The 22,172-nt window shown below is 71.5% G+C and carries 9 protein-coding genes; 1 reads left to right on the top strand and 8 read right to left on the bottom strand.

What is annotated here, in order from left to right:
- Window positions 1-110 precede the first annotated feature (110 nt).
- The 7 genes from xpsF to xerD form a co-directional block, all read right to left on the bottom strand.
- On the bottom strand, window positions 111-1,325 hold the full coding sequence (gene xpsF, locus JR064_RS14400) for a type II secretion system protein XpsF (protein ID WP_179568523.1): 1,215 nt from the start codon (window positions 1,323-1,325) through the stop codon (window positions 111-113).
- 118 nt (window positions 1,326-1,443) lie between these two features.
- The gene (gene gspE, locus JR064_RS14395) at window positions 1,444-3,174 is read right to left on the bottom strand and encodes a type II secretion system ATPase GspE (protein ID WP_179568525.1); all 1,731 of its coding nucleotides are present in this window, start codon (window positions 3,172-3,174) and stop codon (window positions 1,444-1,446) included.
- A 409-nt stretch (window positions 3,175-3,583) separates the two neighbouring features.
- Entirely contained in the window at window positions 3,584-5,473 is a 1,890-nt protein-coding gene (locus tag JR064_RS14390) for a S8 family peptidase (protein ID WP_191825446.1), read from the bottom strand.
- A gap of 162 nt (window positions 5,474-5,635) precedes the next feature.
- Window positions 5,636-13,855, bottom strand: coding sequence for an ESPR-type extended signal peptide-containing protein (locus JR064_RS14385; RefSeq protein ID WP_206230171.1), 8,220 nt, complete (start codon window positions 13,853-13,855; stop codon window positions 5,636-5,638).
- Between the two features lie 1,094 nt (window positions 13,856-14,949).
- Entirely contained in the window at window positions 14,950-19,029 is a 4,080-nt protein-coding gene (gene purL, locus JR064_RS14380; RefSeq protein WP_206230170.1) for a phosphoribosylformylglycinamidine synthase, read from the bottom strand.
- Window positions 19,030-19,240: 211 nt separating this feature from the next.
- Window positions 19,241-20,047, bottom strand: a complete 807-nt coding sequence (locus JR064_RS14375) for a DsbC family protein (protein ID WP_191825443.1) — start codon at window positions 20,045-20,047, stop codon at window positions 19,241-19,243.
- A gap of 125 nt (window positions 20,048-20,172) precedes the next feature.
- Window positions 20,173-21,147 carry a site-specific tyrosine recombinase XerD gene (gene xerD / locus JR064_RS14370; RefSeq protein ID WP_206230169.1) on the bottom strand — a complete coding sequence of 325 codons (975 nt, stop codon included), beginning with the start codon at window positions 21,145-21,147 and terminating at the stop codon, window positions 20,173-20,175.
- Window positions 21,148-21,320: 173 nt separating this feature from the next.
- Here xerD and JR064_RS14365 point away from each other — a divergent pair, with 173 nt between their 5' ends.
- A complete protein-coding gene (locus JR064_RS14365) occupies window positions 21,321-21,797 on the top strand; it encodes an RDD family protein (RefSeq protein ID WP_206230168.1) in 477 nt (158 codons plus the stop codon).
- A gap of 68 nt (window positions 21,798-21,865) precedes the next feature.
- Here JR064_RS14365 and JR064_RS14360 read toward each other — a convergent pair whose 3' ends face one another.
- A complete protein-coding gene (locus JR064_RS14360; protein WP_206230167.1) occupies window positions 21,866-22,168 on the bottom strand; it encodes a hypothetical protein in 303 nt (100 codons plus the stop codon).
- Between the last annotated feature and the right edge of the window lie 4 nt (window positions 22,169-22,172).

The following is a 22,172-nucleotide window of genomic DNA, read 5'->3' as shown; positions in this document are numbered from 1 at the left end:
GTTCACGCCGCCATCCCTGGCGCGGCGCCACGTGCGCCGGAACCACCGGCCCGGCCATCCGTGGCCGGGCGTTCGGCGCCACATGCGCCATGGCGCATGAGCGTGGCGCCTCACCCAATCGCATTGGTGAGGTCGTACAGGGGGACGAGGACGGAAATGATCACCAGCCCGACCACCGAGGCCAGGACCAGGGTGATCAATGGCACCAGCGCGGCGAGCAGGCGGTCGATCGCCTGCGCGGTTTCCTGTTCGAAGGTATCGGCGGTCTTCAGCAGCATCGTGTCCAGCGCGCCGGATTCCTCGCCGACCTGGATCATCTGCAGCGCCAGCCGCGGGAAGCGCTTGCCCTTGGACAGCGACGCCGACAGGCCGTGGCCGTTCTTGACGTCGTCGGCCGCGGCGCCGACGTCGGCGGTCAGCGCCAGGTTCGACAGCACATTGCGCGAAATGCCCAGCGCGGCCAGCAGCGGCACGCCGTTGCGCAGCAGCGTGCCCAGGGTGCGGGTCAGCCGCGCGGTTTCCAGCCGCGCGATCAGCACGCCGATGAAGCGCTGCTTGAGCAGCCAGGCGTCGAAGCTGGCGCGGAACACCGGATCGCGGCGCTTGCGGTCCACCGCCAGCAGCGCCAGCCCGGGCACCACCAGCAACAGGATCCACCAGTCGCGCACGAACAGGCCCACGCTCAGCACCGCCTGGGTGAACCACGGCAGCTGCACGTCCAGGCTCTCGTACATCAGCGCGAACTGCGGCACCACGTAGCCGAGCAGGAACAGCAGCGCGCAGCCGACCACGCTGACCAGGATCGCCGGATAGATCAGCGCGTTGATCACCCGCCCCTTCAGCTCGCGGCTGCGCTCCAGGTATTCGGCCAGGCGCTGCAGCGTGTCGTGCAGGCTGCCGCCGGCCTCGCCGGCGCGGACCATGTTGATGTACAGGCGCGAGAACAACCCATGCTGCCGCTCCAGCGCGGTGGACAGCGGCGCGCCGCCGCGCACCGCATCGCGGATATCGCCGACGGTGCGCTTGGAGCGCTCGTCCTCGGGCAGTTCGAGCAGGATCGTCAGCGCGCGGTCCAGCGGCTGGCCGGCGCCGAGCAGGGTCGCCAGTTGCTGGGTGAACTGCACCAGCGCCGCGCCGTCGAACGGCTTGGGCCGGAACAGGCCGCGCAGCGAGGTGCCGCCGCCCTGCGCCGCGAGCTTGGCCTCCATCGGCATATGCCCCTGCTCCTGCAGGCGCAGCGCCACCTCGGCGTCGCTGGCGGCCTCCATCTGGCCTTCCAGGATCTCGCCGTGCGGGTTGAGCGCTTTGTAGCGGTACAGGGGCATCAGGGCTGGGAATGGGGAATGGGGAATGGGGAGTCGGAAAGCAGGCTGCGCGCGTGCCGGCGCGAACGCCGCAGCCCCACTGCGCCGCTGCGCGCTGCCGCGCCGGGGACGGTGCGCATCAGGTTTCCTCCGTCACGCGCAGCACTTCCTCGATCGTGGTCTGGCCGCTGAGCGCCTTGCCGATGCCGTCCTCGTACATCGTGCGCATGCCTGCCTCGCGCGCCAGCTGTTCGATCTCGCCCATGCCGGCGTGGCGCATCACCGCGCGGCGCAGCGCGTCGTTCATCACCAGGAATTCCATGATCGTGGTGCGGCCCAGGTAGCCGGTCGGCGCGATCGCCGAGGGCCGCGGGCGGAACAGGAAAATGTCGCCCTCGGGCTGCAGCCGGCGCAGTTCGAACTTCTCGATCTCCTCCGGCGAGGCCGCATAGCGCTCGGCATGGGTCGGCTCCAGCCGCCGCACCAGGCGCTGCGCCAGGATGCCGTTGATGGTGGAGGTCAGCAGATAGTCCTCCACGCCCATGTCGAGCAGGCGGGTGATGCCGCCGGCGGCGTTGTTGGTATGCAGGGTGGACAGCACCAGGTGGCCGGTCAGCGCCGACTGGATCGCGATGCGCGCGGTTTCCAGGTCGCGCATTTCGCCGATCATGATGATGTCCGGGTCCTGGCGCACGATGCTGCGCAGCGCGTGCGAGAAATCCAGCCCGATCTGCGGCTTGGCCTGGATCTGGTTGATGCCCTCGATCTGGTATTCGACCGGATCCTCGACGGTGATGATCTTGACGTCGGCGGTATTGAGCTGGCTCAGCGCGGTGTACAGCGTGGTGGTCTTGCCCGAGCCGGTGGGGCCGGTGACCAGCAGGATCCCGTGCGGCTGCTCCAGCACCTTGCGGAACTGCGGCAGGAACGCGTCGGTGAAGCCGAGCCGGTGGAAGTCGAACACCACCGTCTCGCGGTCGAGCAGGCGCATCACCACGCTCTCGCCGTGCGCGGTGGGCACGGTGCTCACGCGCAGGTCCAGTTCCTTGCCCTGCACGCGCAGCATGATGCGTCCGTCCTGCGGCAGGCGGCGTTCGGCGATGTTGAGCTTGGCCATGATCTTGACCCGGCTGATCACCGCCGCGGTCAGGTTGGCCGGCGGGCTTTCGCCGTCGATCAGCACGCCGTCGACGCGGTAGCGCACCTTCAGCCGGTTCTCGAACGGTTCGATGTGGATGTCCGAGGCGCGCAGTTCCACCGCGCGCTGGATCACCAGGTTCACCAGCCGGATCACCGGCGCTTCCGAGGCCAAGTCGCGCAGGTGCTCGATGTCGTCGGCCGCCGTGCTGTCGCCGTCGGCGGTCTCCACGATCGCGCCCATCGCGCTGCGGCCCTGGCCGAACCAGCGCTCGATCAGGTCGTCGATCTCCGAGCGCAGGCCGACCCGCGGCAGCACCTGGAAACCGGTGGCCAGGCGCACCGCATCGGCGGCATAGGCCTCGTGCGGGTCGGACATCCACAGTTCCAGCACGCCGTCGCGCTCGCCCAGCGGGCACACGTGGAATTGCTTGAGGAAGCGCAGCGACAGCGGCTGCGCCTCGGGCAGGTGCTCCGGCGCGGTGGCCGGCAATTGCTTGGCGTCGAGCAGCGGCAGGCCCAGCACTTCGGCGCTGACCTCGGCATGGTCGCGTTCGGAGACCAGCCCCAGCCGCGCCAGCAGCGACAGCAGGCCGCCGCCGGATTCGCGCTGCAACTGGCGCGCGCGCAGCAGGTCGCCCTCCTTGAGCCGGCCCTTGGCCAGCAACGCATCGACGATGCGCGCCTCGGGCGTATCGACAGCGGCAGCAGTGTCCTTGACGAGCGCGTTCACACAATCCCTCCAGAGTGTGCGGCGACTTTAGCAGTTCGGCGCGACCTGCCGCCCGCCCGCGCCGCATCGGCCCGCCGCACTGTCTACGACGCCGTGGCGGCGCGGCACGCCGTCATTGGCGTGACATACGCGGCGCGCAGCATCGCGCGTTGCGGCGCGTTGCGGCGCGTTGCGGCGCGTTGCGGCGCGTTGCGGCGCGTTGCGGCGCGGTGTGCACGCCGCGCGCGGCACCGGCGTTGCAGCGCACAAGCGCAACGGACAGTGGCGCACGCTTGCGCAGCGGCCGTTGCGCCGGCAACGGCAGCGACCGGCGCGCTCGAGGTTCTCAGCTCCAAAACGCAGGAAACCCGGCCGGAGCCGGGTTTCCTGGGTCACTCCGGCGCCGTTGCCGGCGCCGTCCAGCGCACGCTTACTGGCGCGCGACCAGGCTGACGCCGCTGTAGCTCGAGGTGCCGACCAGCTTGACGTAGTAGGTGCCGGCCTGCGGCGCGGTGAAGCGCACCGTCTCGTTGTTGCCCGGACGCGCCGACTTGGCGTCGTAGCTGGTGGTGCTGGGCTCCTTGTCGAAGCTCACGTACAGCGACACGTTGCCGCTGCCGCCGTAGGTGAGGAAGCTCAGCACCGCACCGGCCTCGGCCTCGAAGCTGTACAGCACTTCGTTGCCTGCCGCACCGGTCAACCCGGCCACCGCCACCTTGTTGGTCAGCGCAGTCGCCGGCGGCGCGCACTCTTCGGTCTGCGGGTCGCACGGCACTTCCAGCGCCTTGTCCAGCGCCGCCTTGGCATCGACGATGCCGGTACCGATCGGAGTGCTGGTCGGGATCGACACCGGGAACGGACGCGCGGTCTGCTTGAGCAAGGTTTCCAGCGCGGCCGGGGTCAGCGGCGCGTTGCCGGCGGCGATCACCGCGCTCTGCACCAGGGCCGCCACCGCCGCCACGTGCGGCGAGGCCATCGAGGTGCCGCCCATGCCCATGTAGGTGTAGTTGCCCGAGGTCGGCGTGGTCGCACCGGTATAGCCGTTCTGCCAGACGAAGCCGCCCGGGTTGCCGTCGACGCTGCCGCCGCCGCCCGGACCGGACAGGTCCACCGCCGCGCCATAGTTGGAGTAGTAGGCGATGCCGCCGGTGATGCGCGTCGCGCCGACCGCGATCACGTTGGCGCAGCTGGCCGGACGGAAGTTGGCCGCATTGCCGGCGCTGTTGCCGGCTGCCACCACCACCGTGGTGCCGCGCGCCACCGCGCCGTTGATCGCATCCTGGTACAGCGTGTCGCAGGTGCCGCTGCCGCCCAGGCTCATGTTGATGACCTCGGCCGGATTGGCGTTGGCCGGCACGCCGGCGACGGTGCCGCCGGAGGCCCAGGTGATCGCGTCGGCGATGTCGGACAGGTAGCCGCCGCACTTGCCGAGCACGCGCACCGGCAGCACCGTGGCGTTCGGCGCGACGCCGGCCATGCCGACACCGTTGTTGGTGGCCTCGGCGACGGTGCCGGCGACATGGCTGCCGTGCCAGGAGCTGTCCTCGGCGAGCGAGCCCGCATAGCACTCGTTGTCGTTCTCGACCCAGTCGCCGTAGTCCAGCGCGCCCGGCACGCGCGCGTCGGTCGGACGCCGCGAGGTCTCCGCATCGGAGATGAAGTCGTAGCCCTGCAGCAGGTTCACCGCCACGTCCGGATGGTTCGGCAGGATGCCGGTATCCAGCACCGCGACGACCACGCCATCGCCCTTGGACACGTCCCAGGCGGCCGGCGAGTTGATGCCGCCGGTGGCGCTGCTCAGGTGCCACTGGTACTGCGCGTACAGCGGGTCGTTGGGCACCAGCTGCGGCTGCTCCAGCGTCGCCTTGGGCAGCTCGGTGCGCTGCAGCTTGACGTCCACCTGCGCGTACTTGACCGCCGGGTCGGCGGCGATTTCCGCCACCACCTTGTCCACGTCGGCCTTGCTCAGCTTGCCCGACAGGCGGATCAGGTCGGCGCCCACGCCCAGGGTACGCACGTATTCGGCGCGCACGCTGGCGGCCGCGGCACGCGAGATGCCGTTGCTGCCGCCCAGGCTGGCGCGGGTCACGGCCGACTGCACCGCCGACAGCTTGGCGCTGCGGTCGCTGGCGGCGGCGCTGCCGGTGTTGTAGCGCACCACGATGCGGCTGGAAGTCTGCGCGTCGGCCGGCGCGGCCTTGGCCGGTTGCTTGACCGGCAGCGACGCGGCACCGGCCGCGAATGCGCTCGAGGCCCCCAGCGACATCGCCAGCATGGCGGCGGCGATGGCATTGATACGGAGATTTTGCTTGTCGATCACGTTGACGTCCTCTTCAAAGTTTCGTGGATCAGGCGACTGTTGCGGCCGTAAAAAAAGCTCCTTTTTCCCGAATCCGTTGGCCGGCCCAGCCAAGGTCCTTAGGTCTGCCCCCTCAGGCCATTGCGTGGGCGGACGGCGGCGCGCGCCGCCGTCCGCGATGGCTCACCAGCCGAAGCCGGCGCCGATGCCGACCGAGCTGTCGTCGCCGCTGAACGCGCCGCCGATGGTCAGCGTGGCGCGCTCGCTGAAGGCGCGCTGGTAGCCCACCGACAGCGCCGACTCGCCGTTCTGGAAACCGACGCCGGCACCGACCCGGTTCTGGGTGCGGATGCCCGCCGCGCTGGTGGCCATGTTGAGCATCGCCGCGCTCATCGCGCCCTGCCGGTCGATGCGGCGATCCTGGTCGCGCAACCGCGCATCGACGTCGCCGCGCAGCACGTCGAAGCTGTCGGCCATCGTGTTGAAGCGCGTGTCGGTGTACGACTTGGCGGTGGCGACGCCGCTGTCGAGCTGGCTCTTGTTGACCGCATCGGTAGCCTGGGTGCCGGCGGCAACGTTGGCGACCTGGCGCTCGTTGCCGGCGCTGCCCACCGACACCGTGTTGGCGCGGTCGGCGACCGAGCCCTGGCCCAGCGCGACCGCACCCTGCGCCGTGGCGCTGGCGCCCTGGCCGAGCGCGGTGCCCGAGGCCGCAGTGACGCTGGCGCCCTCGCCCATCGCCACCGCATTGGTCGCCACCGCGGCGATGTGGCTGTTGGCGCCCACCGCGGTGCTGCCGTCGGCGTTGACCTTGGCGTTGCTGCCGATCGCGGTGTCGTTGGGGCCGTGCGCATAGGCGCTGCCGCCGATCGCGGTCCCGGTGACGTCATTGGCGCGCGCCGCGGTGCCGACCGCCGTCGCGCTCGTCCCCGCATCGGCCACGGCCGTCTCGCCGACCTGCGCGGTGGACGCGGTGCCGGACACGGTCGCCGACTCGGACACCGCCTGCGCGCTGGCCACGGTCGACTCCGGCTCGGCCACCGACGCCACGCTGGCGACACGCGCATTGCGTGCCACGCTGGCGGTACCGCCACTGCGCGCATCCAGTTCGCTGACCTTGCCGTCCAGCGCCGCCAGCGCATCGCCGACGTTGCTGTAGCTGGCGCCCTGGATCACGTAGGTCGGCGCCACGAACAGGCCTTGCGCGCCGAGTCCGGCGCCGCCGCCGAGGAACGTGGCCATGTTGCTCAGCGACTGGTACAGCTGGCTGCCGTTGATCGCCTCGGTGCTGCCGGCGGCGATGCTGCCCGCGGTCAGATTGACGATGCGCCGCGTGGCCGGGCCGCCGCGGCCGTTGCCGCTGCCCAGCGACACCGTGTCGGCCTCGTAGACGCGCGAACCGGCGCCCAGCGCGACCGCGTTGTCGGCCGACACGCCGGCATTGGCGCCGATCGCCACGCCGTTGCTGCCGCTGTTGCGGACGAAGCTGTTGTAGCCCAGCGCCACGCCGTTCTCGCCGATCGCATTGGTCTGCAGGCCGACGGCGGTGCTGCGCGCGCCGCTGGCCGAACTGCTGGCGCCCGACGCAGTCGCGCCGGCGCCGCTGGCGAGGCTGTCCACGCCCAGCGCGGTGCTGCGCAGGCCGCTGGCCGTGGCGCCGGCACCGGCCGCGGTGCTGTTCACGCCGCTGGCGCTGGCCACGCCGCTGCCCGAGCTCTGGAAGTTGGCGCTGGTTTCGCCGGCGGCCGCCGCCACCGCATCGAGCTGCGTCTTGTTCACCGCATCGGTGGCGTTGATCGCCGCGCCGACGTTGGTGATGCGACGCGTGGCCGGCGCGCTGACGCCGTTGCCGCCGCCCACCGACACCACGTTGGCCTCGCTGGCGCGCGAACCGGCGCCCAGTGCGACGCTGTTGCTGCCGCTGGCCCAGGCGCTGGTACCCAGCGCGGTGGCGTTGACGCCGCTGTAGGCGTAGGCATCCTGGCCGATCGCGGTGCCGCCCTGCGCGGTGGCCCAGGCGAACTGACCCACCGCGGTGGTCTGCGCCGCGGTGGCCCAGGCCGACGCGCCGAGCGCGGTCGCATCCTCGCCGGTGGCGCGCGAGCTGTAGCCCAGCGCCGACGCGTACGCGCCGGACGCGGTGCTGCCCCAGCCGAGTGCCGAGGCGTAGTCGCCCGCCGCCTCGGCGCCGTAGCCGAAGGCGCTGGTGCGAGTGCCGCTGGCGCTGCTGAACGCACCGACCGCGGTGCTGTAGTCGGTCGTGGCTTCGGCCTTGTAGCCGTTGGCGGTGGACTGCAGGCCGGCAGCGGTAGCGCCGGCGCCGCTGGCGCTGCTGAACGCGGCGGTGGCCTGCGCGCCCGCACCGAGCGCGGTGGCGCCGACGTCGCTGGCGGTGGTGGTGCCGTCGAGCAGCACGTTGCCGGCGTCGTCGGTGTAGTACAGCGAACCGCCGATCGCGGTGCTGGACTCGCCGGTGGCGGTGGCGTTGTAGCCGGACGCGGTGGCGTACTGCGCGCCGGCCAGCGCGCCGCTGCCGAACGCCGAGGCGCCGGTGCCGAAGGCGTTGGACGCCTCGCCGGCGGCGGTAGCGTAGTTGCCCTCGACATAGCTGCCGACGTCGTCGGCCGGCTCTGCGCCGCCGTTGGCCTTGAACTGTTTGCCGGTGGCATCGGCGGACTGCTTGACCGCATCCAGCTGCGCGACGTTGACCGCATCGGTGTCTTCGGTACCGGCGGCGACGTTGGCGATCTGCCGCTCGCTGCCGACGCTGCCCACCGACACGGTGTTGTCGCGATCGGCCTCGGACAGCGCGCCCAGCGCCACGCTGTTGCTGGCGGAGGCATAGGCGCCGTAGCCGAAGGCGCTGGAATCGGCGGCGCTGGCGTAGGCCAGGCTGCCGATGGCGGTGCTGAAGTCGGCGGTGGCGCCGGCGCCGGCACCGAACGCCGACGAATTGGCACCGGAGGCTTCGGCCGGAATCAGCCCGAAGAACGAGGTGCCGCCGACCGCGACGCTCTCCTCGCCGGATGCCACGCTGTACTCGCCCACCGCCACGCTGCTGGTGCCGGAGGCGGTGGAGGCGACGCCGACCGCGGTGCCGTAGTCGCCGGCGGCGAGCGCGCCATAGCCCAGCGCCGAGGACAGGTAGCCGCTGGCTTCGCTGTAGCCGCCGAGCGCGGTGGCGCCGATGTTCGAGGCACTGCTGCGGAAACCGGTGGCCGTGGCCTGGTTGTCCGACGCCACCGCCTCGCTGCCGGTGGCAGTGGAGTAGGTACCGCTGGCCTGCGCACCGGCACCGCTGGCGCTGGCGCCGATCTCGCTGGCCAGCGCACCGTTGCCGATGGCGATGCTGTCCTGGCCCAGCGCCTGGCTGTCGCTGCCGAGCGCGACCGCATCGCTGCCGCTGGACACCGCGTTGAAGCCGATCGCGGTGGCCCCGGCCGCCAGCGCATTGGCGCCGCCGCCCAGCGCGGTGCTGCCGTCGCCGATCGCATTGGCCGCCTCGCCGGCGGCCAGCGCATTGTCGCCTTCGACATAGGCGCCGGCATCGCTGGCGTCGCCGCCGCTGGCCTGGAAGTACTTGCTGGTGGTTTCCGCCGCCTGCTTGACCGCATCGAGCTGGGCGACGTTGACCGCGTCGGTGGCTTCGGTGCCGGCGGCGACGTTGGTGATCTGGCGCTCGTTGCCGGCGCTGCCGACCGACACGCTGTAGGCGCGATCGGCCACCGAGCCTGCCCCCAGCGCCACGGCGTTGGAGGCGGTCGCCTCGCTGCCGGCGCCGATCGCCACCGCGCTTTCCGCATCGGCCAGGCTGTTGGTGCCCAGGGCGATCGTGTTGACCTGGTTGCCCAGCGCCTGGAAGCCCATCGCCACGCTGTAGTTGCCGTAGCCGAACGCGCCGCGGCCCACCGCGGTGGCGCTGAGGCCCGGTGCCCAGCTGTTGAAGCCGATCGAGGTGGCGCCGCTGCCGCTGGCCCACGCACCGGTGCCGAAGGCCGAGGCATTGGTGCCCGTCGCCCACGCCGAGGCGCCGAACGCCGAGGCGCCGTCGGCGGTGGCCCAGGCATAGGCGCCGCTGGCGCTGGCGTCGTCGCCGCTGGCCCAGGCGTTGTCGCCCTGCGCCAGGCTGTAGCTGCCGGTCGCACGCGCCTTGTAGCCGCCGGCGGTGCTGTGGTCGCCGGTGGCCTGCGCGCCGTAGCCGGTGGCGGTCGCCAGCGCACCGGTGGCCTGTGCGCCGGCGCCGATGGCGGTGGCGTTCTCGCCGGCGTTGGCGCCGATCAGTTGCGCGTTGCCGTCGGCATCGGTGATCGGCTGGTTGTACTGGTCGAAGGCCTGGCCCTGGCCGCCGATCGCGGTGCTGCCGGTACCGCCGGCGGTGCTGCCGTTGCCGAGCGCGACCGCGTCGTTGCCGATCGCGGCGGCGCCGCTGCCGTACGCGGCCGCACCGTTGCCGTAGGCGTTGGCCGCATCGCCTGCCGCGACCGCGCCCTCGCCATCGGCGTAGGCGCCGACCGTACCGCTGCCGCTGCTGGTGAAGAATTTGGCGGTGGTCTCGGCGGTCTGCTTCACCGCGTCCAGCTGCGCCACGTTGACCGCGTCGGTGGCCTGGCTGCCGGCGGCGACGTTGGCGATCTGCCGTTCGCTGCCCACATCGCCGACCGACACCGTGTTGGCGCGGCGCGCGACCGAGTTGGAACCCAGCGCCACGCTGTCGGCGGCGAGCGCGGTGCTGTAGTAGCCGATCGCGGTGCTGTTGGCGCCGCTGGCCCAGGACTCGGCGCCGAGCGCCGTGGCGAACGCGCCCGGCGCATAGGCGAAGTAGCCCAGCGCGGTGCTTTCCAGGCCGGAGGCCTCGCTGAGGCTGCCGCTGGCGAGGCTGTAGTCGCCCGAGGCGATCGCGCCGGCGCCGAACGCCGCCGCGCTCTCGCCGCTGGCCTGGGTCTGCACGAACAGGCCCAGGCCCGGAATCAGGTCGGCCGGGCCGCCGACGGCGACGCTGCTGGCGCCGGTCGCCGCGCTCTGCGTGCCGACCGCGGTGGCGTAGTCGCCGGTGGCATTGGCCACCGCGCCGAAGGCCGAGGCCTGCGCGCCGCTGGCGTAAGCGCCCACGCCCACCGCCGAGGCGGCGAAGCCGCCGGCATCGGCGCTGGCGCCCAGCGCGGTGCCGCCGACGCCGGCGCTGGTCGCGCCGGTGTCCACCGCCACGCCGCCGTTGGTGATCAGCGGGTCGCCGTTCTCGTCGACCGCCACCCCGCCCACGGCCACCGCCGCCGGGCCGGTGGCCTGCGCGTTGGTGCCGAACGCGGCGCTGTTCTGCCCCGCCGCGACCGCGCCGCTGCCCACCGCGGTGGCGCCGCTGCTCAGCGCATCGGCACCGCCGCCGAGCGCGGTGCTGCCGTTGCCGATGGCATTGGCCGCCTCGCCCGCGGCCAGCGCATCGTCGCCTTCGACATAGGCGCCGGCGTCGCTGTTGCCGGCGCTGGCCTGCAGGTACTTGCCCGCCGCCTGCAGCTGCGCGACGTTGACCGCGTCGGTGGCCTCGGTACCGGCGGCCACGCTGGTGATCTGCCGGGTCAGGCCGCTGGCCACGTCGCCGACCGAGACGCTGTTGTCGCGGTCCGCGTAGGAATACGCGCCGAGCGCGACCGCGCTGGATGCGGAACGGTTCTGCGCGTCCTCGAGCCAGCTGCTGACCCGCGCGCCGTAGCCGATCGCGGTCGCGTCGGTGCCGTTGGCCGCGCTGTTGGCGCCGATCGCGGTGCTGCTGTCGTGGAACATCGAGGTCACCGCATCGGCGCCGAGGGCCACGCTGTTGGCGGTCCACGCGGTGGACGCCTGGCCGATCGCCACTCCGCCCTCGCCCGCGGACAGCGCATGGGCACCGAGCGAGACGGTGTGCGGCGCGAACGAACCGGCGCTGTGGCCGATCGCCACCGAGTCGGCGGTACCGTTCTCCAGGTTCGGGAACACGTTGGCGTTGTAGCCCAGCGCGATCGCGTAGTCACCCTGGCTCTGCGCGCCCGCGCCCAGGGCGACGCCGCCGACGCCGGTCGCCGCGGCAATGCCGACGCTGTTGCCGGCACTTTCGGCGGCGGTACTGACGCCGCCGATGGCGACGCTGTCGGTGCCGCTGGCCAGGGCATTCATGCCCATCGCCACGGTACTGGTCGCGGTCGCCCGCGCGCCGATGCCGGTCGCGGTGGCGTAGTCGCCCGCGGCGCGCGAGCCGTAGCCCACTGCCGTGCCCAGCGCGCCGGACACTTCGGACAGGCCGCCGACCGCGGTGGCGCCGTCCTGGAAGGTCTGCGCGTGGTAGCCCAGCGCGGTGCTCTGCACGCCGCTGGCGGAACTGCCGGTGCCGACCGCGGTGCTCAGCGGATCCAGCGCCTGCGCGCCGCCGCCGACCGCCGTGGACGCGGTGCCCAGCGCCTGCGTGGTCTGCTCGCGGCTGCCGACGATGAAGCCGTTCTCGTCGTACTCGTACACGGTGGCGACGCCGCCGATCGCGGTCGCCGACTCGCCGTCGGCGGTGGCGTTGGCGCCGAGTGCGCTGGCGTTCTGGCCGTTGGCCACCGCGCCGCTGCCGATCGCGGACGCCGCGCTGCCGCCGGCGAAGCTGCTGGAGCCCAGCGCGGTGGCATAGTCGCCGTCGGCCAGCGCGTTGGAACCGGAAGCGGTGGCCTCTTCGCCCTGCGCCAGCGCGCTGCCTTCGCCGTTGGCGGAGAACAGGCGCGCGGTGGTGTCGGCGACGTTGGCGACCGCGTCGAGCTGGTCCAGGTTCACCGCATCGGTGCCCTCGGTACCGGCGGCGACGTTGGCGATCTGGCGCTCGTTGCCGGCGCTGCCGACCGAGACCGTGTCGGCGCGATCGGCAGTGGAGCCCTGGCCCAGCGCGACGCTGCCGGCGGCCGCGGCCTTGGCGCCGTAGCCCAGCGCGGTGGAGTCCTCGGCCTGCGCCCAGGAGGCGCCGCCGAGCGCGGTGCTGGAGTCGCCGTCGGCCGAACTCAGCCAGCCGATCGAGGTGGAGAACGCGCCGTTGGCCCAGGCGCCGGCGCCGAACGCCGAACCGCCTTCGCCCTGCGCTTCGGTGGCGAAAAAGCCGAGCACGCTGCCGCCGACCGCGGTGCTGGATTCGCCGCTGGCCAGGCTCGACTCGCCCACCGCCACGGCGCTGCCGCCGCTGGCATTGGCGCCGTAACCGAACGCGGAGGCGAAATCGCCGCCGGCCTGGCTGAAGCCGCCGTTCGCGGTGCTGGCGAGGCCGCCGGCCTCGGCGGAGAAACCGGTGGCTGTGCTCTGCACGCCGTCGGCGCGCGCGGCGGTACCGAGCGCGGTGGAGAACGCACCGTTGCCCTGCGCGCCGGCGCCGAACGCGCTGGCGCCCTGCGCCGCGGCGCTGGTGGTGCCTTCCAGCAGCACCTCGCCGTTCTCGTCGACGATCGACAGCGCACCGCCGACCGCGGTCGCCGAAGCGCCCGTCGCGGTCGCGTTGCTGCCCACCGCGGTGGCATTGCCGCCCACGCTGGTGGCGCCGCTGCCCAGCGCGCTGCTGCCGTTGCCGATCGCATTGGCGGCTTCGCCGGCGGCCAGTGCGTTGTCGCCTTCCACGTAGGCGCCGGCATCGCTGTCGTCGCTGCCGCTGGACTGGAAATACTTGGCGGTGGTGTCGGCGGTCTGCTTCACCGCGTCGAGCTGGGCCACGTTGACCGCATCGGTGGCTTCGCTGCCGGCGGCGACGTTGGTGATCTGGCGTTCGCCGCCGGCCTTGCCGACCGACACGCTGTTGTCGCGATCGGCGAGCGCATCGGCGCCCAGCGCCACGCTGTTCTCGCCCTGCGCCACGGCGGCATTGCCGAGCGCGGTACTGTTGTAGCCGGTCGCGGTGGCGAAGCCGCCGACCGCGGTCGCGAAGTCGGCATCGGCGGTGGCGCCCAGGCCGACCGCCGCGGTGGCGGTGCCGTTGGCGACGCTTTCGGCGCCGAGCGCGGTCGCGCCGATGCCGCTGGCGGTGCTGTAGTAGCCGAGGGCAGTGGATTCCAGGCCGTTCGCTTCGCTGAGCGCGCCGCTGGCCACGCTGCCGTCGCCGCTGGCGTTGCTGGCCGCGCCGGTGGCGGTGCTCTGTTCGCCGCTGGCGTTGCTTTCGGCACCGACCGCGGTGGCGTAGTCGCCGCTGGCGCTGGCGCCGTCGCCGATCTGCAGCGCCTGCGCCTGTGCGGCAGAGGGCAGCACGGATCCGCCGGCGCCCAGCGCCATGGCGATCGCGGCCGACAAGGCTAGGCCCTGCGCGCGCCCAGCCCTGCCTTCGCGAACGAGCTGGCCGCGGGAATCGCCGCTGGCCAGTTCCGAGGCCACGGTCCACATCCCCAACGCCTTGTTCCAGACCTTGCGATAAATCCGATTCATCGAGTACTGCTCCTCAATAGGCTGGTTTTTGGTCAAAAAGCCACCCTCGCCCGGCATTCCAGCCGGCCGACCCCCTGTCGGTATATGCGCCGCATCCCTGACTCGCAGCGCGACAGGCTGGCGCCTGTCGCTGCCCGTCTGCCTTGATGAACCAAGACGAAATGCGGAACTGTCTGGAGTGTTAACCCCGTATCTTGAGTACGTCAAGTTTTTGACTAAAAACGGCACGACCAGGGATGGAGATCTCGGATTTACAACTTAATTGTTAATATTTCGATAAATTTCAATCAAAACAAGACATTCCGCCAAATTCTCGGCACGGCACTTGCCATGCGTTGACATTGGGCCGGCGCGGCATTCGCTGTTGCGCCAAGGGTTTGACGCGCATTGGGGTGATGGCGGAGAAGGCTTGCCGCTGGCCCGAGGGCGAGGGCCGTGTTCCGCCGTGCACAAGCGCAACTGCGCAGAATGCAGCCGTTGGCCGGCAGCGGAAGGCCGCGGTCAGTCCGCCGCCGAGGGGTGCGAAACGAGGTTTTCTTCAGCCGGTTTCAGGCTGCAGCGGCCTGGCCGCCACTCGGCGATACGAGACGGCTCCGACAGTTCGCCGAGGCTGCGCCCGTACCCTCATCCGCTCCTTCGGGGCACCTTCTCTTCTCGAAGGGAGAAGGGAACGGCCGCGGTGTGCTTTAGCCCCTCTCCCACCGGGAGAGGGGTTGGGGTGAGGGTACGGCGCGAAGCGACTCGCGGAGTTGGATGCACGAGGCTGCGCCCGGACCCTCATCCGCCCCTGCGGGGCACCTTCCCCCGAAAAGGGGGCCATGGTCCCGAGGGGAGAAGGGAACGGCGCGGTGTGCTTTAGCCCCTCTCCCACCGGGAGAGGGGTTGGGGTGAGGGTACGGCGCGAAGCGGCTCGTGGACTTGGGCGCACGAGGCTTGCGCACGTACCCTCATCCGGCCCTGCGGGCCACCTGCTCCCGGTGGGAGAAGGAACAGCCGCTGAGTGCATAGCCCTTCTGCGCCGGGCCGGCGCAGGACGTGCTCGCCTGCACCATGCCGCCGCGCCCGCCGACGGCGGACGCGGCAGGTGGGCGCTCTCAGCCCACCCACACCCGCGCGTTGCGGAACATGCGCAGCCACGGCGAAGCGTCCACCCAGCCCTCGGGATGCCAGCTGAGGTTGAGCGCGCGCGGGGTGCGCTCGGGATGCGGCATCAGGATCGTCACCCGGCCGTCGTCGCTGGTCAGGCCGGTGATGCCGTCGGGCGAGCCGTTCGGGTTCAGCGGATAGCGCTGTGCGACCTCGCCGTTGCCGTCGACGAAACGCAGCGCCACGCGCGCGGCGGCCTGGTCCACGGCATTGTCGAACTCGGCGCGGCCTTCGCCATGCGCCACCGCCACCGGGATCCGCGAGCCGGCCATGCCGCGCAGGAAGATCGACGGCGACTCCACCACTTCCAGCAGGCTGGTACGCGCCTCGAACTGCTCGCTGCGGTTGCGCAGGAAACGCGGCCAGTGTTCGGCGCCGGGAATGATGTCCTTGAGCTGGCTGAGCATCTGGCAGCCGTTGCACACGCCCAGCGCGAACGTGTCCGCACGCGCGAAGAACGCCGCGAACGCGTCGCGCAGCGCGGGCCGCTCCAGGATCGAGGTGGCCCAGCCGCGGCCGGCGCCGAGCACGTCGCCGTAGCTGAAGCCGCCGCAGGCCGCCAGCCCGACGAACTCGGCCAGGTCCACGCGGCCGGCGATCAGGTCGCTCATGTGCACGTCGAAGGCGCGGAAGCCTGCCTGCTCGAACGCGTTGGCCATCTCGATCTGGCCGTTGACGCCCTGCTCGCGCAGGATCGCCACCTTGGGCCGCTGCCCGCTGGCGACGAACGGCGCTCCCACATCCTCGGCCGGGTCGAACGCCAGCTTCGGCCTCAGGCCGGGCGCGGCGAAATCGCGCGCCACCGCGCGCTCCTCGTCGGCGCTGTCGGGGTTGTCGCGCAGCTTCTGCATGGCGTGGCTCACCGACCACCACGCATCGAACAGCTCTTCCCAGCGCCACTCGACCAGGGTCTTGCCGGCCAGGCCCACGCGCACCACCGCGGCGGTGCTGGGACGGGCGATGCGCTGCGCGCACTCGGTCAGCGCATGCCGCTCGATCAGATCGGCGAACGCGGCGCGGTCCTCGTTGGCGACCTGCACCACCGCGCCCAGTTCCTCGTTGAACAGGCTGCGGAACGGATCGTCGCCCCAGGCATCGAGGTTGATCTCCAGGCCCTGGCGCGAGGCGAACGCCATCTCGCACAGGGTGGCGAAGGCGCCGCCGTCGCTGCGGTCGTGGTAGGCCAGCAGCAAGCCGGACTCGCGCGCATCGCGGATCAGTTCGAAGAACGCGCGCAGGCGCTGCGCATCGTCCAGGTCCGGCACCGCGCCGCCGAATGCCGGCAAGCCGCCCTCGGCATGCACCTGCGCCAGCACCGACCCGCCCAGGCGCTGCTTGCCGCCGCCCAGCCCGATCAGCCACAGCTCGCTCTCCGCCTCACGCGCCAGCAACGGCGTCAGCTGCGCGCGCGCGTCGGCTACCGGGGCGAACGCGGAGACGATGAGGGAGACGGGCGATACCGACTTGTGGGTGGCGGTGGAGCCGGGATTGGGGAGTGGGGATTCGGGATTGGCAACAGCACTGTCCGTGCCCGTCGACCCGCTTCCACCAATCCCCAATGCCGCTCGCTCTTCGGCAGCCGCAGGCTGACCATCCCGAATCCCGGCTACTGCCCACTGCGCCTGCATCGACAACGAATCCTTGCCGACCGGAATGCTCAGGTCCAGCTGCGGGCACAGTTCCATGCCCACCGCCTTGACTGCGGCGTACAGCCGCGCGTCCTCGCCGGCGTGGTTGGCCGCGGCCATCCAGTTCGCCGACAGCTTGACCTGGTCCAGCGCCTCGACCGGCGCGGCGCACAGGTTGGTGATCGCCTCGCCGACCGCCATGCGCGCCGCCGCGGCGGCATCGAGCAGCGCCAGCGGGGTGCGTTCGCCGATCGCCATCGCTTCGCCGGCATAGGTATCGAACCCGGCCAGGGTGATCGCGCAATCGGCCAGCGGCAGCTGCCACGGACCGATCATCTGCTCGCGCGCGGTCAGGCCGCCGACACTGCGGTCGCCGATCGTGACCAGGAAACTCTTCGCCGCCACCGCCGGATGCGCCAGCACGCGCAACCCGGCCTCGCGCAGGTCCAGCGTGTCGGTATCCAGCTCCGGCCAACGCGGCGCCGGCGGCTGCCGCGCATCGCGGTGCATCTTCGGCGGCTTGCCGAACAGCACGTCCATCGGCAGGTCGATTGGATGCTGGGAATGGGGAATGGGGAATGGGGAATGGGAAGAAGCGGGATGGGCTGGCTTTTCACCATTCCCGATTCCCGATTCCCCATTCCCGCCGCCGAGGACGCCATAGCCCACGATGAGCCGTTCCTCGGCGGTGGCCACGCCGACCGCGGCGAACGGACAGCGCTCGCGTTCGCAGATCGCGGCGAATTCGGCCAGGCGCGCCTGCGGCACGCCGAGCACGTAGCGTTCCTGCGATTCGTTGCACCACAGCTGCATCGGCGACAGCGACGGGTCGTCGCTGGGCACGCGGTCCAGGTCGACGATGCCGCCCACGCCCGAGTCGTGCAGCAACTCGGGAATGGCGTTGGACAGGCCGCCGGCGCCGACGTCGTGGAACCAGCGGATCGGGTTGTCCGCGCCCAGCGCCACGCAGCGGTCGATGACCTCCTGCACGCGCCGCTCCATCTCCGGGTTGTCGCGCTGCACGCTGGCGAAATCCAGGTCCTCGGCGCTGTCGCCGGAGGCCACCGAACTGGCCGCGCCGCCGCCCAGGCCGATCAGCATCGCCGGGCCGCCGAGCACGATCACCGCATCGCCCGGCTGCAGGCGGATCTTCTCGACCTGGATGCGGTCGATCGCGCCGAGGCCGCCGGCGAGCATGATCGGCTTGTCGTAGGCGCGGGTCAGGTCCTGCGCCTCGGGCAGCTCGAAGCTGCGGAAATAGCCGAGCAGGTTGGGCCGGCCGAATTCGTTGTTGAACGCGGCGCCGCCGAGCGGGGCCTCGAGCATGATCTCCAGCGCCGGGGCCATGCGCGGGTTCAACGGGCGCTCGCCCTCCCACGGCTGCGGTAGGGTCGGGATGCGCAGGTGCGAGACGCTGAAGCCGGTCAGCCCGGCCTTGGGCTTGCCGCCGCGGCCGGTGGCGCCCTCGTCGCGGATCTCGCCGCCGGCGCCGGTGGAGGCGCCCGGGAACGGCGCGATCGCGGTCGGGTGGTTGTGGGTCTCGACCTTGATGCAGAACGCCGACGGCGTCACCGCCTCGCTGCGGTATTCGCCGCTGGCCGGGTCCGGGCGGTAACGCGCGGCCGGATGCCCTTCCACCACCGCCGCATTGTCGCTGTACGCGCTGAGCGTGTGCTGCGGGGTATGCTGGTGGGTGTGCTTGATCATCCGGAACAGCGAGCGGTCCTGCTCCTTGCCGTCGATGCTCCAGCTGGCGTTGAAGATTTTGTGCCGGCAGTGCTCGGAATTGGCCTGCGCGAACATCATCAGCTCGACGTCGGCCGGATCGCGGCCGAGCTCGCCGAAGCGCTGGCGCAGGTAGTCGATCTCGTCCTGCGCCAGGGCCAGGCCCAGCCGCGCGTTGGCCGCTTCCAGCTGGTCCAGCGCGATGCGCTCGACGTCGCCGCGCGCCGGCGCCTGGAACAGCGCCTGCGCCTGCGCCGCGCCGTCCAGCAGCGACTGGGTCATCGGGTCGTGCAGCAGCTTGGCCAGCGCCGCCTGCTGGCTGGCGTCGTCCGGCCAGCCGGCCAGGTCCAGGCGGGTGCCGCGCTCCACGCGGCGAATCGCCAGGCCGGCGCCGCGCACCAGCTCGGTGGCCTTGCTCGACCACGGCGAGCGCGTGCCCAGCCGCGGCACCACGTAGCGCGAGCAGGTGCCGGCCTCGGCCGCGATCGGCGCGTCCTGCGCCTGCAGGATGCGCTGCGCGGCGGCGGTATCCACCGCGCCGTCGGCGTCGCTGTCGATGAAGTAGACGTGCCAGGCGCCGGCGATGCGCAGACCGGGAACGACGGATTGCAGGCGGGTTTCGAGCCGAGCGCGACGGAACGGCGAAAGGGCGGAAGCGCCCTCGAGGACGATCATGTCCGGGGAACCGTGTGAGGTAAACGGGCTGCGTAGTGTAGCCGGGACTCGGGACCGGGGACTCGGGACTCGCAAAAGCTGTTTTCGGCGGCCGGGGAAATTCCCAGAAAATCAATAACTAACGCACACGACACGAACGCCCGCGGCAACGCTCACATGCCGGGGACGCGCGTTTGCGAATCCCCAATCCCGAAGGCCCAATCCCGGCCGCTTAGCGACCGCCTCCCGCCCGACCCGCCTCGGCCGCACGCTTGTCCAGCGCCTCGCGCAGCTGCGCCGGCGGCAGGTAGCCGCCGAGCTGGGTGCCGTCCGGAGCGAAGATCGCCGGGGTGCCGTTGACGCCCAGGCGCTGGCCCAGGTTGTACTGCATGGTCACTGGGTTCTTGCAGTTGGCCGCGCTCGGCACCTTGCCGTTGGCCTTGGCCTCGGTCAGCGCCTTCTTCTTGTCGGCCGCACACCACACCGCGACCATGTCCTTGTAGTCCTGGCTGCCCAGGCCCATGCGCGGGAACGCCAGGTACTCCACCGCGATGCCCTGCTTGTTGAGCTCGGCGATCTGGCTATGCAGCTTGCGGCAGTAGCCGCACTCGATGTCGGTGAACACGCTGATGGTGTACTTCGGGTTGGCCGGGGCGAACACGATGCGCTCGGTGCGCGGCGCGGACTCCAGCAGCTTGCGGCGGTAGTTCAGCAGGCCCTCGCTGGAGGCGAACTGCCTTTCCTGGATGTCGAACGGCTGCGCCTGGAACAGGTAGCGGCCATCGTCGGACACGTACAGCACCTGCCCGCCAACCACCACTTCGCGGAAACCCGGGAACGGCGCGGCGCCGATGAAGTCGGGCTTGAAGTTCGGATCCAGCTGCAGCAGCGCCGCACGCACGCGCTGGTCGCCCGGGGTGCCGGCGGGAGCGGCGGCCGGCTTGGCCGGGGCGGCGCCGGCACCGGTAGGCGAAGCCGGCTGCGCGCAGGCGGAAAGGGACGTGGCGCCCAGCAGCGCAAAAAGAGCAAAACGGAGCATTGGCTATCCATGAGGGCTGCGAATCGGCTGGATTGTCGCATACCGATTGGTCCGCTCCATGTAGACAGGCTGAGCCGGCCCTGGACGCGGCAAGCGCAAGCGGACGCGGGCACCGCCGGGGCGCCTCAGCCGCGCGGATGGTGCTTGCTGTGCAGTTTCTGCAGGTGTTCGCGCGCCACCAGGGTGTAGATCTGGGTGGTGGACAGCGAGCTGTGCCCGAGCAGCATCTGCAGCGCGCGCAGGTCGGCGCCGCGGTTGAGCAGGTGGGTGGCGAAGCTGTGGCGCAGGCCGTGCGGGCTGACCGAGACCGGGTCGATGCCGGCCAGCGCCGCATAGCGCTTGACCAGGCCCCAAAACTGCTGCCGGCTCAGCGGACGCCGCGCCGCATCGATGAACATCGGCACGGTGCCGTCGCTGGCCGGCACCGCCTGCCCCGCCGCCAGCGCCGGCCGCGCCGTGTCCAGGTAGCGCTGCAGCCAGTGCTGCGATTCCTCGCCCAGCGGCACCAGGCGTTCCTTGCTGCCCTTGCCGGTGACCCGCAGCACGCCCTGGCGCAGGTTCACCGCGTTCGCCGGCAGGTTCACCAGTTCGCTGACGCGCAGCCCCGCGGCGTACATCAGCTCGAGCATGGCGCGGTCGCGCAGGCCGGCCGGGGCGGTGTCGTCCGGGGTCGCCAGCAGCGCGTCGATCTGGCTCTCGGCCAAGGCCTTGGGCAGGGAGCGCGGCAGCTTGGGCGGGTCCAGCAGCGCGGTCGGATCGTCGCTGCGCTCGCCGCGGCGCAGGCGCAAGGCGAAGAACGCGCGCAGCGACGACAGCCAGCGTGCGTTGCTGCGCTGCGAATAGCCCATGCGGGCACGCCAGGCCAGGTAGTCGAACAAGGCCTGGCGATCGGCGCCGGGCAGGCCGCCGCCGGCGCCGTCGCGCCAGCGCGCGAAGCCCTCCAGGTCGCGCCGGTAGCTGTCCAGGCTCTGCCGCGCCAGGCCCTGCTCGGCCCAGGCCGTGTCCAGGAACTGCTGGATCGCGGCGGCATCGGCATCGCGCAGCGGGGCGAGCCGTTGCGCCTGCTGGCGGCGTTCGGCAGGGGTGCGGAGTTCGGGCATCGGGAGAGCTTACGGGACTTGGGACTTGGGACTTGGGACTTGGGACTCGGGACTCGGGATTCGGGATTCGGGATTCGGGATTCGGGAAAAGCCTAGCGCCGACTTGGCGCGACACAAGGCGTTGGCGGCGCGAGCCGGTGACGGGTTGGTGGCGCTGCCGCTAAGCTGTGGCGATGACCGCCGCGTCCACCGCCACCGCTTCCCGTCCGCGCGCGCTGCTGCCGTGGCGGCTGCTGGCGCTGTTCTACGATGCCTGGCCGGTATTGGCGCTGTGGTTCGCGATCTCCGCGCTGTTCACCCTCGGCTACACGCTCGAAGGCCACGCGCCGCGCGAGAACATCGCCCCGTTCAGCGCCTTGCAGTGGCTGCTGTGGCTGTGCTGCTGGCTGGCCGCCGGGCTGTACGCGACGCTGAGCTGGCGCCGCGGCGGCCAGACCCTGGGCATGCGCCCGTGGCGGCTGCGCCTGCATGGTGCCGATGGCGGCACGCCGAGCTGGGGCGCGCTGTGGCGGCGCTACCTGGTCGGCACGCTGTCGCTGCTGCTGGGCGGGCTGGGGTTCTGGTGGGCGCTGTTCGATCGCGACCGGTTGACGTGGCACGACCGCGCCAGCGGCACGCAGCTGGTGCGACTTCCGAAGCAAACGCCCTGACCGCAGCGGATGGGCACGCGGCGAACCCGATTGACGCGTCAATGGCACTGCGGCGCAAGGCGCTCCGCTCAGCCCGGTCGCGCAAGGCGTATCGCGATGCGGCGCAACGTCACCCCCAGCAGATGTCCCGCCAAATACAGCAATAGCAGCAGCGGCGGCACCAGCAACGCGTAACCGGCAATCCAGGACATCCCGCGCAACCACGCGTCGGCGCCCAGCGCATCCAGCACCAGCAACTGCGGGGTCAACGGCAGTTGCAGCAACACGAAGTGCCCTTTGTCGTCGGCACCCTGGGCACCCCACACGCACAACGCGGTCGGCACTGCATACAGCAGGCACAGGCCCACGCCGAGCAGGCTCAACCGGCGCATCGAC

This window comes from Xanthomonas bonasiae (genome assembly GCF_017163705.1).
Taxonomy (GTDB): Bacteria; Pseudomonadota; Gammaproteobacteria; order Xanthomonadales; family Xanthomonadaceae; genus Xanthomonas_A; species Xanthomonas_A bonasiae.
Note: the sequence above shows the minus strand (reverse complement) of the source record. Positions and strands in the feature narration are given on the sequence as shown.

What these genes read in the sequence shown, in the direction of transcription:
- xerD (WP_206230169.1), bottom strand. Translation starts at nt 21,147, where the DNA reads ATGCCCGAACTCCGCACCCCTGCCGAACGCCGCCAGCAGGCGCAACGG.
- xpsF (WP_179568523.1), bottom strand. Translation starts at nt 1,325, where the DNA reads ATGCCCCTGTACCGCTACAAAGCGCTCAACCCGCACGGCGAGATCCTG.
- JR064_RS14375 (WP_191825443.1), bottom strand. Translation starts at nt 20,047, where the DNA reads ATGCTCCGTTTTGCTCTTTTTGCGCTGCTGGGCGCCACGTCCCTTTCC.
- JR064_RS14365 (WP_206230168.1), top strand. Translation starts at nt 21,321, where the DNA reads ATGACCGCCGCGTCCACCGCCACCGCTTCCCGTCCGCGCGCGCTGCTG.
- JR064_RS14385 (WP_206230171.1), bottom strand. Translation starts at nt 13,855, where the DNA reads ATGAATCGGATTTATCGCAAGGTCTGGAACAAGGCGTTGGGGATGTGG.
- purL (WP_206230170.1), bottom strand. Translation starts at nt 19,029, where the DNA reads ATGATCGTCCTCGAGGGCGCTTCCGCCCTTTCGCCGTTCCGTCGCGCT.
- JR064_RS14360 (WP_206230167.1), bottom strand. Translation starts at nt 22,168, where the DNA reads ATGCGCCGGTTGAGCCTGCTCGGCGTGGGCCTGTGCCTGCTGTATGCA.